Genomic DNA, 12,262 nt, shown 5'->3' on the forward strand with positions numbered 1-12,262 from the left:
TTTATATTCGATCCGTCGCTGGCCTGTCAGCTATCTCTGCTACTTCCCCGATAGGCGGAAAATCTTGGGCGGTCAGCGTCTCACGCTCAAGCAGCATGGCGGCACCGGTCTCCAGTACCTTGCGACGGCGGGTCAGTATCTGGGTGGCACTATCAAAAGCGTCGTCGACCAGTCTGCGTATGGCAGTATCGATTTCACGGGCTGTTTCCTCGGAGTAGGTCTTGGGCTTTGCGAGCCCAAATTTGTCGCCTAGAAATGCTTGCCGGTCTTCCTCATAAATGACTTGTCCGCCTTCCTCACTCATTCCGAATCGGGTGACCATGCTACGGGCAATATCGGTCACCTTGGCCAGATCATCAGCCGCTCCAGTGGAGATTTCGTTGAAAATCATGCGTTCGGCGGCTCGGCCGCCCATCAGCACTGCCATACGACTCTTTAGGTCGGCAACCGTTTGCAGGAAACGCTCCTCTGTTGGGCGCTGGAGTGTATAGCCCAAGGCGCCAACCCCACGTGGAATGATAGAGATTTTGTGTACGGGGTCCATTCCAGGCAACGAAGCGGCGACGAGAGCATGGCCCATTTCGTGATGCGCTACTACGCGTCGCTCATGTTCATTAAGCACACGGCTTTTCTTCTCCAGTCCGGCAACGATGCGTTCCACCGCGAGTGTAAAATCGCTTAGTGTCACCGCATCGGCATCACGGCGCGTGGCTAGCAGAGCCGCTTCATTGACCAAGTTGGCTAGATCAGCACCGGTAAACCCTGGGGTCAAGGCGGCTATCTGCTCGGCATCGACATCAGGCGCCAGCTTGTTGAGGTGTTTTAGATGTACATTGAGAATGGCAATACGTCCCCGCCGCTCGGGGCGATCGACCAAAACCTGACGGTCGAAACGTCCTGCACGCAGCAGGGCGGGATCAAGGATCTCGGGTCGGTTAGTCGCGGCCAGAAGTACAATCCCGGATGATGTATCAAAGCCATCTAGCTCAGTTAGTAGCTGGTTGAGGGTCTGTTCCTTTTCGTCATGACCGCCACCGAGCATACCAAGCCCTCGGGCGCCGCCGAGTGCATCCAGCTCATCAATAAAAATGATACACGGCGTGGCTTTTGCAGCTTGCTCAAAGAGGTCTCTAACTCGGGCTGCCCCCACACCGACGAACATCTCTACGAACTCGGACCCTGAAATCGAAAAGAAGGGAACGCCAGCTTCGCCAGCCACGGCACGGGCCAGTAGCGTCTTGCCAGTGCCAGGAGGACCAACCAGAAGGATGCCCTTCGGCACGTGAGCCCCCAGGCGACCATAACGCTGTGGGTCGCGCAAAAAGGCCACTACTTCCTTGAGTTCATCCTTGGCTTCGTCAATGCCAGCCACGTCGGCGAAGGTCACCTTGGTTTCGGTCTCAACATAAACACGGGCTTTCGATTTGCCCAGTGTCATCATGCTGCCAAGGCCTCCCTGACTAGATACCATACGGCGCAGGAAAAATCCCCAGATAGCGAATACGAGCAGGAACGGCAAGAGCCAAGAAAGCATAGAGGTCAGCCATGACTCACTAGGCGCACCATTGAAAGTGACATCGTATTGGGCTAGGTCATTGGCCAAGGTCGGGTCGATGCGATAGGTGGTGAAGCCAGTAGTACCGTCGGAGAGTGGCGTATTGTAGGTGCCTTTGATCCGCTCTGAACTAACATCAAGCGTGTTGATGATGCCTTGCTCAAAAACTCGGAATAGGGAATCGGTTCGTAGGAACGCTCCTCCGCAATGAAGTCCTGAGCCAATAGGACAACAATATAGCCGAAAATAAAAAAGAGGATATATGCTTGGTAACGTTTGTCCATGCTAACCTCAATGCGGCTTACTAGAGGGCCTTATTGGAGGAGGTTTCGCCCTTGTTACAGATCGGCGCAGTTTTTGCAGCGGGTTGTGTAGGGCAAGGCCTTGAGACGATCTGGTGCGATGGGCTTGTCACATTCCTCGCATAAGTCTCCGACCTGGGCAGCGATGCGTGCCAAGGCGCGTTCGGCCTGGGCCAGTTCTAGCCTGACTTCTTCCTCCAGCCGCGCGACAACTTCGTCGTTTTGAACCTCTACCGCCTGATCATCAAGATCTTTATTCAGAGCGCCACTGCTTCGATGCTGGTGTTCTTCATAGTGATGGATGCGGGCTTTGAGCTCTAACCGTAGGTTGTCTAGCAAGGCCTTTCTATCTTGAGTAGACATGATGTACCCGTTAATGTTGATTAGTAAGTTGCTCTATTGAGCGCTATATGGCATCTAATACACTTGGTACAGCTCGCGTTATGCTCAAACCTGTTTTAATCGGGCCGATGGTGGCGTTACACCCCACGGTTTTCTGAGTAAGGTCAAACAGCATGAGCGCTAGAACTTGTAGCTATGACTAAAGATCTTCCAGCTTTTCCGCGTCTCGTATCATGCGCATGATTTCGTGTTGTTCTAAAGCGAGGAGGCCATTCAATAATTCCTCGGTGGACGAGACTTCAGCCCGTGTCGATAAATAGCGATAGAGATCAATAATACGATCATGTACTGCTAGAAAAGAGCGCAAGACATCGTCAGTGCTCATGTTGGCAAAGTCTAAATTACCCAGTGTTTCAAGCTTGAAAGGGTGCTTGTCAAAGTATTCTGCACACCACGTTTGGAGCGCGGCTTTCTCTGCATCTTGCTCGCTCAACGCTATGACCCGGCTAAGCTTTTGTTCATGTTGGGAAAGATAGTCAAGTAACATGCGCAGCTTTTCATGCTGGGTGTCCCTGGCGGCGCGCTTTAGTTTATCGGCTAGATTGGCATGCAACCGCTGGGTCAGTTCCAGTATGTCTTTGATGGTTTCAACCGTCATGCCCTTGTCCTATCTCAGGTTAGTCCTTTAGAAAAAGTCGCGCGATCCTTGCAGAATTTTTAGATTTCACACCAAATGCGCTCTCTTAGATCATCACTGAGCTTTGATACCTTATGCACGCGTTTTAACGTCGCTTCTGTCATATCACCAGTGATTTCGTGATAGCAGGACATCATAGATGATGGCGTTAGCAGACCCTCAAGACACAGCATGCAGCTTGTCAGCTTACTGCAGGAAATCGCCACGGTTGAAAAGAAGTCTAGTTCGTGACGCGTTGCGTCATTCAGTGTCTCTAGCCAAATGCGCTGTAACTTGATCGCTGTGTTAGTGGATTCCATCCAAGGTTGAGACCACAAAACGAGCAAGTTGTCTGCCACGGGTGCTTTCAGAGGGTTTTTTTGATGACCTGAAGTTATCATGTTCTTGTCCTCGTTGAAGTGTTTTTGTTTTGTAGCCAGGCGAAAATTGCATTTATTTTGATTCGTTTTGTATTTTCATTAATAATCAATTAGTTCGATGTACTTAACGTCCTGATTTTTATTTTATTTAGGTCGGTGAGTTATCTTATTAGGCTGACAGCAACACTTTAATTGCATTTTCTGAAGAAGCACGCGAAAAAATATCATAGGCTTCCTCGATCTCTTTCAAGGCGAACCGATGGGTGATTAGGCTCTTCGCTTCAATGCCACCTGCCTCCAGGAAACGCATCAATACTGGAATGGTATTGGTGTTCACCAGCCCAGTGCGCACGGTAACGTTTTTGATCCATAAGTCCTCGATTCGAAATTCAACGCTGCGGCCATGCACCCCGATATTGGCAAGGCGACCACCGGGACGCAATATGCGCTGGCAGGTATCAAACGACTCGGGAATTCCTACGGCTTCCATCGCTACATCGACGCCTTCACTATCCGTGAGCTTCATTATTGTTTCGACCGGGTCAGCACTGACGGTATCGGTAGCTCCTAACTGACGTGCCACGGCTAGACGGTTTTCGTCGGGATCTACCATGATAATACGTGCGGGTGAGTAGAAACGGGAGGTGAGTAGGGCCGCCAAGCCGATCGGCCCGGCACCGACGATGGCCACGGTATCGCCGAGTTTAACTCCGCCATTGAGTGCGCCAATTTCATGACCGGTTGGCAGGATATCGCTCAGCATAAGTGCGGCGGCAGGATCGAGTCCCGGCGGCAAGTGGTAGAGACTGTTGTCGGCATGCGGGATGCGTACGAATTCAGCCTGGGTGCCATCAATTTTATGCCCCAGAATCCAGCCTCCATCGCGGCAATGCGCATACATTCCTTGCTTACAGTAGTCGCAATGTCCGCAAGAGGTGATGCAGGAGATAAGTACTTGATCTCCTGGCTTGAGGCTACTCACGCTATCACCTACTTTTTCTATGATACCGATTCCTTCGTGGCCCAGAGTGCGACCAGCTTCGACTGTAGGAACATCTCCTTTAAGGATGTGCAGGTCAGTCCCGCAAATGGTGGTTTGCGTTATCCTTACAAGAGCATCGGTGGGAGTCTCGATTATAGGCCGGGGCTTCTCTTTCCACTTCCGTTTCCCTACTCCTTCATAAACAAGTGCTTTCATCGTTTATTCCTCCTATGCAGACAATTGCTAGGGATCTCGCAATAGCTTTCAAAGAGTATAGATAATATAGGTGCACAAAAACTTGACCGTTGTCAGCTTTATAGCTTTGTTTTTTTATGCGTGTATGGTTGTTATAAAACCGGCAGCTTAAATAGCTAAGACTTGATTAGCACTACAAGGGTGAAGTTTGAGTTATTGGCTAATGGTAATGGTGGATGTTCTTTTGAGGAGTATTAATTTCTTAATGCCGTGATGAAAAATTGACAGAGATCATAGAAAATGAGCTTTCTCTCACACTAGGATGCCTCCTGAAAAACAGCCTAATGTTGGGCTATTGCTACATGGTGAGAGGGCTTTATTGATGGATAACTTGACAGCACTTAATTTTCTGCCGCAAGACCAGCTGAACTTAGCATATTTGCACGAAGTACGTGAGTTAAATCGCTACCGAGGCTTGGCATTGAGTTTTCTACCCTTTGATCCACCCATTAGTCGTTTGATGGATGCGATTGGTATGGAGTGTGTGCACAGACTTTGTAGTTTGCAGGAAGTGGCTAGCCAAATGGATCTTGGTGCTTGCGTGAGTGCTAATCAGCAAAAGGAACCTCCATTTTTCAATAAAGTTAGTAAGCACTTCTTCGTTGTGGATGAAAATATGGGGCATCACCTGCTAGTGAATGCCGAAAAAGCCGCTGAAGCGACGAGTGCTTTCTTTGGTTGGATGCTGGAAACGAATGCTACACCTGAATTGCACCAGCCTTTATTCGACTTTGTGACACAGAAAACGAAAGAGTGTTTTGTGCTTCGGGAGTGCCAAGAACAGTGGAGAGTAGGCTCTTCTGAGCTAAATCTTGCGATGTGATTAAAGCGCCGCTTTCACGCATGGTATATTCATGCATTAGAGCATATGTGGCCACGTAAAAGCGGCATACCTCCCAAAACAGCTCGTTTGTTAAGACGCTATGAAAGATGTCTCACTATCGGCTGGTATTTTTGATTCAGGAGCGTTTTAAAATCTGCGCCTTTAATATCAAGGCTGTATTTAATAGGTATTTTTATTTGAGCGATAAGGTGTTGTTTTAATTCCTTATGTTGAGTGGACTGCTATGAAAAAAAAACGGGCGCTGTCGAGGCAGTTTGATTGCGCTAGATCAATGTTATTATGAATAAGTGATTTTATTTGCTTGATGAGCTTTTCTTCACGGGACTTTACGCTATAACTATCCATAGATTTCTAGTAGTGACTGTGAGCAAAGGAGTGGTTTGTACACAAAAGCAGCATACGAAACCAGCTAAGAAAAAGGTAACGAAAATTGGTGTTTACGGTGCTTAGGGACGTCGCATGAAGGTCATGGTGCTTGAGCAACAGGGTGGATCGTTGCAATGTCAGGAAAGGCCCATTCCTACGCCGGGAAAGGGGCAGGTACTGCTGAAAGTTGAAGCGTGCGCCGTGTGTCGCACTGACCTGCATCTGCTTGACGGAGAGCTGCCGGACATCCGTTATCCGATTGTTCCTGGGCACGAAATTATTGGTCGTGTTGTTAAGTGCGGCCCTGGTGTAGTGCTAGAGAAGGGAGTACGCCTGGGCGTTCCTTGGCTAGGGTATAGCTGCGGTAAATGCCGCTACTGTTTGCACGGGAAGGAGAACCTTTGTGATCAGGCGCGTTTTACCGGGTACCAGATAGATGGTGGCTTTGCTGAATATACCTTAGCGGATCATCGCTTCTGCTTTTCTATCAGTTCCCACTATAGCGCTGCTGAAGCAGCCCCACTGATGTGTGCTGGCCTGATTGGCTATCGTTCTCTGGTTATGTGTGGCAATGACCTGCAGCGTCTCGGTATTTATGGCTTTGGCGCGGCGGCACATATTGTGGCCCAGGTCGCAAAATGGCAGGGCATGGAAGTGTACGCCTTTACTCGCCCAGGGGATGAAGTGTCTCAACGATTTGCGCAGTACCTGGGGGCGACATGGGCAGGTAGCTCTGAACAGTTGCCGGAAGCGCCACTGGATGCCGCTATCATTTTCGCACCTGTGGGAGAGCTGATACCCCTTGCACTTCGTGCCGTGCGCAAAGGGGGAGTCGTTGTCTGTGGCGGTATACATATGAGTGACATTCCCTCTTTTCCGTATGCGCTGCTTTGGGGAGAGCGGCAGTTGCGCTCGGTAGCCAATCTGACTCGCCAGGACGGTAGGGCGTTTTTATCACTGGCCTCTGAGGCGATGATCCAGACCAGGACAGTTTGCTACCCGCTCCACGCCGCTAATGACGCACTGAAGGATCTCAGGGAAGGCAAGCTGACCGGAGCTGCCGTGTTGGTGATGGGGCCATCCCTGGCATCGGAGATGTTAGATGTCGATTCGTAATTTGGATGCCCTGTTTTCACCTAGTACGATCGCTTTGATTGGCGCCAGTAACCGCCCCGGTTCTGTGGGGGCGGTACTGGCACGCAATCTTTTTGATGCTGGTTTTGCCGGGCCTGTCCTAACGGTCAATCTACGGGAGAGAGCGATCCGCTCGACCCTCAACTACCACACCGTGAGTGAGCTGCCGCTGGTTCCCGACTTGGCCATTATTGCAACGCCGCCAGATACGGTTCCTGGTCTTATACGCGAACTCGGCGAACGTGGATGTCGGGCTGTCGTGGTCATTACAGCTGGCTTCGGCGAAGGCGATTATGCCGATGGAAAAGTACTCAAACAGACGATGCTTGACGCGGCCAAGCCTTACTTGATGCGCATTGTTGGCCCTAACTGTCTGGGCATTTTAGCCCCCCATCGGGGGATCAACGCCAGCTTTGCGCATATCATGCCCCAAAAAGGCGATGTGGCCTTTGTGACGCAGTCTGGCGCGGTGGCGACCTCTATCCTCGATTGGGCGGCAGCACGGGGAATCGGCTTTTCGCATGTAGTGTCTCTGGGTTCGATGAGCGATGTCGATTTCGGCGATATGCTCGACTACTTAGCCCTTGACCCTAAGACGCATTCCATCCTGCTGTATGTCGAAGCCATTACTGAGGCACGCAAATTTCTCTCGGCGGCCCGAATGGCTTCTCGTACCAAGCCTGTAGTGGTGGTTAAGGCAGGGCGTAGCGATGCGGGGGCCAAGGCTGCATTGTCGCATACCGGAGCGCTGGCAGGTGCTGATGCCGTTTACGATGCAGCGTTTCGGCGTGCTGGGATGCTGCGCGTCAAAACACTCGATGAACTATTTCAAGCGGCAGGTACGTTGGCCACAGGGGCTCGCGTGAAAGGCGACCGGCTAGCCATTCTCACCAACGGTGGCGGCGTTGGTGTGCTTGCAGTCGATGAGTTGGCTGACATGCATGGCCGTCTTGCCGAGCTTTCCGAAGACGCGTTAGCGCGTCTGAATCATCTTCTGCCACCTGCATGGTCCCATGCCAATCCGGTCGATATTCTCGGTGATGCGCCAGGGGCACTTTACGCCGGCGCACTCGAAACTTTGATGAATGAGAAGGAAGCGGATGCGATTCTGGTCATGAATTGCCCGACAGCGGTCGCCGATAGCTTGGACGCTGCCCAGACAGTGGTGGATACTCTGGGCTCACAGCGGACAGCCGTCCTCACTTGTTGGCTGGGTGAAGGTGCACCGGCTAAAGCTCGCCATTTGTTTGCGGCACACAACATTCCGAGTTACGAAACACCCGAGCAGGCCATTCGGGCCTTCGGACATCTGTTTAGTTACTGGCGAAACCAGCAAACATTAAGGGAAACGCCGCCGCCTCTTTTTAACAACAGTACTATCGATAAGAGTAGTGCGGATGCTGTGATTGACCGCGTACTGGAAGATGGGCGGAGTGTTCTAACGGAGCCAGAGGCGGTGGCCGTGCTATCAGCTTATGGCATTCCAACCGTCTCTGCTATCACGGTGCATACCCCGGAAGAGGCGAGTGAGGCAGCAAAACGGATTGGCTTTCCGGTGGTATTGAAAATCCTGTCGCGAGACATTTCGCATAAGTCGGATAGTGGCGGCGTGCAATTGAATCTTGCCTCGCCTGGTGCGGTGAAGCAGGCTGCTGAAGACATGCTTGTGTCTATTCGCCAAGTAATGTCTGAGGCGCGATTAGATGGATTTAGTGTACAGCCGATGATTCGTCGTCCTGGCGCACATGAGCTGATCTTAGGTATCGCTGAAGATAGCATTTTTGGTCCAATCATACTGTTTGGCCAGGGAGGAACGGCCGTTGAACTGATAGGTGATCGTGTGATTGGCCTCCCGCCTCTCAACCCGCTGTTAGCGCAGGAAATGATCCAGGCGACACGTATCTCAAAGTTGCTACGTGGCTATCGTGATCGGCCTGCGGCTGATCTTGAGGCGGTTACGCTCACTCTTATCAAATTGTCACAGTTGGTCATTGATTTGGAGCGCGTGGTCGAACTGGATATTAACCCGTTGCTGGCCGATACCTCTGGGGTGCTTGCCCTAGATGCACGTATTGTGGTCAGGGCCGAGCGTGATCAGCGGCGCCCGCTGGCTATTCGTCCCTACCCACAGCAGCTTGAGCAAACGATAGAAACACGCAGTGGTCAGCGCTACAGCCTGCGACCTATTCGCCCCGAAGATGAGAGTGCATTGGTCGATATGCTGCGTCACTCTTCCCCTGATGATGTGAGGCTGCGCTTCTTTGCTGCCATTCGAGGGTTTGATCACGCCTTTGCTGCTCGCCTGACTCAAATCGATTATGACCGGGAAATGGCCTTTATAGCGATGCCATTTGGCAAGCAGGATATCGCGGGAGTGGTTCGTTTATCTTCGGATCCCGACAATGAAAAAGCGGAGTTTGCGATCATGGTGCGTAGTGATATGAAGGGGATCGGGCTTGGCTATCGGCTTATGCAGCAGATGATTGATTATGCTCGTGCTGCCGGCATTCAGCAGGTGTTTGCCGATGTCCTGAGAGAGAACCATGCCATGCGGGACATGGCCAAAGAATTTGGTTTTATAGTTCAGCCCGGCCGCGATGAAGTCGATACCGTGACGGTGGCGCTCAAGCTGTAACGGTGATTGCTTATTCCTTTTGAGTACGTCTGCCAGGGAGACAGGATGGAGACGCCGACTGTTAAACGAGATACTGTTTCTCCATTGGTTTCACCGCCCAGCGATGCCCATACCAAGCGAAGCGAGGATGTTCTTGCGGCGCTAGGAACCTCAACCGCCGGGCTTGCAGTGGGTGACGCGAAGCAGCGCCTCGTTATTTTTGGAAGTAATCGGTTGCCAAAGGTGGCCGGTCGACATCCATTGTTTCGTCTTCTTGCCCAGTTTCATAACGCATTGATCTATTTTCTGTTGGCGGCAGCGCTTGCCGCTTCGCTGCTAGGGCATTTCGTTGACTCTGCGGTTATTGCTGCGGTGGTTTTGGTCAATGCGCTGGTTGGATTTATTCAGGAAGGTAAGGCCGAAAAGGCGCTGAGCGCGATCCACAATCTTATCGCTCCCCACGCCTATCTGGTAAGAGAGGGAAGGCGAGTCAAGGTACCCGTGGAAGAGATTGTACTTGGAGATATCGTGTCACTTGAGCCAGGGGATCGGGTACCTGCTGATCTGCGGCTTATTCGTACGAGTGCTTTGCGTATCGAAGAGGCCATTCTGACGGGCGAGTCGGTGGCGGCAGAAAAGCGGGAAACACCAGCGCCCAAGGACGCTGCATTAGGTGACCGGCACTCAATGGCCTATTCCGGGACGCTGGTGGCTACAGGGCAGGCGATGGGTGTCGTTGTGGCAACGGGCGGTGCTACGGAAATCGGGCGCATCAGTGCTTTGCTGCGTGAAGTACAACCATTGACCACACCGCTGCTGCGCCAGATTAACCATTTTGGGGTGTGGTTTACCTGGATCACACTGGCGGTGGCGGTCTTACTATTTGCCTTTGCGGTATTGGTACGTGGCTATGCTTGGCCGGACGCGCTGATAGCTGTCGTTGCCCTGGCAGTGGGGGCTATTCCTGAAGGCTTGCCAGCGGTCATCACCATTACATTGGCTATCGGCGTACAGCGTATGGCGCGTCGTCATGCAGCGATCCGGCAGCTACCGGCGGTGGAAACACTAGGCGCTACTTCGGTCATCTGTTCAGACAAGACCGGCACCCTGACGCGTAACGAGATGACGGTGCGACGGCTGGAAGTCCCTCATGGTCGGTACACGGTGACAGGCTCGGGTTATGTGCCGGAAGGGCGGCTGGAAGCTGCTTCTACAGATGACGCTGCTGCGGATAAACAGCGGCTAGAGAGTGGTTGTTTAGTACTATCGGGAGTGCTGTGCAACGATGCCCAGTTGAACCAGGAAAATGGTGCCTGGCATGTGATGGGCGATCCGATGGAAGGTGCGCTGGTGGCGTTGGCCATTAAAGCTGGTTTGGAGCCGGAGCTAACCCGCCATGAATGGCCGCGAATTGATGAGATCCCCTTTGATGCTAATCATCGCTTTATGGCCACCCTTCATCGCCATTCATCAGGCGATGGTCGGATTTTTGTCAAGGGCGCCCCCGATGAACTAATGCAGCGATGTGTCGCCCAGATAGATGGTGAAGGGACGGCATTGCTAGACCAAGACGCCTGGGGCGCCAAGGTCGCGAACGCAGCCTCTCAGGGAGAAAGAGTGCTCGGCTTTGCCGTTAAAGTAGTAGCTCCAGGTGCTGATAAGCTAGCTTTTTCCGACCTGGATGGGCTCGTCTTCATTGGCCTGATAGGGTTTATCGACCCTCCGCGCGAGGAGGCGGTGGCCGCCATTAAAGAATGCCATTCCGCGGGTATTGCGGTGAAAATGATTACCGGTGATCACGCTGAGACAGCAGCGGCGATTGCGCGGCAGCTAGGATTTGGAGAAGATCCACACGTCCTGACTGGGCGTGAACTTGATGGCATTTCAGACGCTGACCTTCCTGCTATCGTGAACGAAACCAGTGTTTTTGCTCGCACCAACCCTGAACACAAACTGCGTATCGTTCGTGCCCTGCAGTCGACGGGGGCAATCGTGGCCATGACCGGCGATGGCGTCAATGATGCGCCGTCGTTGAAGCAGGCAAATGTCGGCGTTGGGATGGGGCATAAAGGCACTGATGCGGCGAAAGAGGCCTCTCAAATGGTCTTGCTGGATGATAACTTCGCCTCTATCGTCGCTGCGGTGAACGAAGGTCGAGTTGTCTATGACAATATCCGCAAAGTAACCGCGTGGACACTACCCACTAATGGCGGTGAGGTATTGGCGGTCATTGCCGCTATCCTGTTTAACTTCTCCATGCCGATGTCTGCGGTGCAAATTTTGTGGATTAATCTTGTTACGGCGGGCACCCTTGGCCTAGCTCTAGCGTTCGAACCGGCAGAACCCAATGTCATGCAGCGCCGTCCCAGGCCTGCTAATCAAGGGTTGCTGACACCTTTTCTGATCTGGCGGGTAGCGCTTGTTTCGTTCCTTTTTCTAGCAGCGGTGCTGGGCGTATTTTTTTACTCACTGGGGCGTGGGGATGAGCTGCCGATGGCTCGCACCTTGGTGGTCAATTTGATCGTCGTATTGGAAATTTTCTATCTATTTAATGTGCGCTATCTACACTACACCTCATTTAGTTGGCAGGGGTTACTGGGCACTCCCGCTGTGCTGTCTGCTGTCGCTGTGGTGATAGTTGCTCAGGCGATGTTTACCTACTGGCCTGCTATGCAAGCCCTTTTCGATACTCAGCCGTTAACATTTTTGGATGGCGTATTGGTCATCAGCATCGGCATGGTGATGATGACTATATTGGAACTCGAGAAAATTGTGATGCGCCGAACAGGCTGGCTAAATCAATAAACAGAGG

The 12,262-nt window shown here is 52.1% G+C and carries 8 protein-coding genes; 4 read left to right on the plus strand and 4 right to left on the minus strand.

Translation table 11 applies throughout. The annotated features are described in order from the left end of the window. Window position 1: 1 nt before the first annotated feature. From ftsH to ACW17M_RS04960, 4 genes are all read right to left on the minus strand, one after another. Entirely contained in the window at window positions 2-1,534 is a 1,533-nt protein-coding gene (ftsH, locus tag ACW17M_RS04945) for an ATP-dependent zinc metalloprotease FtsH (RefSeq protein ID WP_457546999.1), read from the minus strand. A gap of 359 nt (window positions 1,535-1,893) precedes the next feature. Beyond that, the gene (locus ACW17M_RS04950; RefSeq protein ID WP_027959244.1) at window positions 1,894-2,220 is read right to left on the minus strand and encodes a TraR/DksA family transcriptional regulator; all 327 of its coding nucleotides are present in this window, start codon (window positions 2,218-2,220) and stop codon (window positions 1,894-1,896) included. 178 nt (window positions 2,221-2,398) lie between these two features. After that, the gene (locus ACW17M_RS04955) at window positions 2,399-2,857 is read right to left on the minus strand and encodes a hypothetical protein (protein ID WP_457547000.1); all 459 of its coding nucleotides are present in this window, start codon (window positions 2,855-2,857) and stop codon (window positions 2,399-2,401) included. A gap of 567 nt (window positions 2,858-3,424) precedes the next feature. Further along, window positions 3,425-4,453 carry a zinc-dependent alcohol dehydrogenase family protein gene (locus ACW17M_RS04960; RefSeq protein WP_039858317.1) on the minus strand — a complete coding sequence of 343 codons (1,029 nt, stop codon included), beginning with the start codon at window positions 4,451-4,453 and terminating at the stop codon, window positions 3,425-3,427. Between the two features lie 361 nt (window positions 4,454-4,814). Between ACW17M_RS04960 and ACW17M_RS04965 the strand changes: the two genes are divergently transcribed. From ACW17M_RS04965 to ACW17M_RS04980, 4 genes are all read left to right on the plus strand, one after another. Next, complete coding sequence (locus ACW17M_RS04965; protein ID WP_039858552.1) at window positions 4,815-5,315, plus strand: hypothetical protein; 501 nt, start codon at window positions 4,815-4,817, stop codon at window positions 5,313-5,315. A gap of 480 nt (window positions 5,316-5,795) precedes the next feature. Next, window positions 5,796-6,818 (plus strand): zinc-dependent alcohol dehydrogenase family protein, encoded by a 1,023-nt coding sequence (locus ACW17M_RS04970; protein ID WP_457547001.1) that lies wholly within the window; start codon window positions 5,796-5,798, stop codon window positions 6,816-6,818. Next, window positions 6,805-9,471, plus strand: coding sequence for a bifunctional acetate--CoA ligase family protein/GNAT family N-acetyltransferase (locus ACW17M_RS04975; protein WP_457547002.1), 2,667 nt, complete (start codon window positions 6,805-6,807; stop codon window positions 9,469-9,471). The genes ACW17M_RS04970 and ACW17M_RS04975 overlap by 14 nt, the downstream gene beginning before the upstream one ends. Window positions 9,472-9,516: 45 nt before the next feature. Then, window positions 9,517-12,255, plus strand: coding sequence for a cation-transporting P-type ATPase (locus ACW17M_RS04980; RefSeq protein ID WP_457547003.1), 2,739 nt, complete (start codon window positions 9,517-9,519; stop codon window positions 12,253-12,255). The last annotated feature ends 7 nt before the right edge of the window (window positions 12,256-12,262 follow it).

This window comes from Vreelandella sp. 2A-K22 (genome assembly GCF_054065485.1).

Excerpts from the sequence above, each read along its gene's own strand:
- ftsH (WP_457546999.1), bottom strand. The coding sequence starts at position 1,534 with ATGCTTTCTTGGCTCTTGCCGTTCCTGCTCGTATTCGCTATCTGGGGA.
- ACW17M_RS04955 (WP_457547000.1), bottom strand. The coding sequence starts at position 2,857 with ATGACGGTTGAAACCATCAAAGACATACTGGAACTGACCCAGCGGTTG.
- ACW17M_RS04960 (WP_039858317.1), bottom strand. The coding sequence starts at position 4,453 with ATGAAAGCACTTGTTTATGAAGGAGTAGGGAAACGGAAGTGGAAAGAG.
- ACW17M_RS04975 (WP_457547002.1), top strand. The coding sequence starts at position 6,805 with ATGTCGATTCGTAATTTGGATGCCCTGTTTTCACCTAGTACGATCGCT.
- ACW17M_RS04970 (WP_457547001.1), top strand. The coding sequence starts at position 5,796 with ATGAAGGTCATGGTGCTTGAGCAACAGGGTGGATCGTTGCAATGTCAG.
- ACW17M_RS04950 (WP_027959244.1), bottom strand. The coding sequence starts at position 2,220 with ATGTCTACTCAAGATAGAAAGGCCTTGCTAGACAACCTACGGTTAGAG.
- ACW17M_RS04980 (WP_457547003.1), top strand. The coding sequence starts at position 9,517 with ATGGAGACGCCGACTGTTAAACGAGATACTGTTTCTCCATTGGTTTCA.
- ACW17M_RS04965 (WP_039858552.1), top strand. The coding sequence starts at position 4,815 with ATGGATAACTTGACAGCACTTAATTTTCTGCCGCAAGACCAGCTGAAC.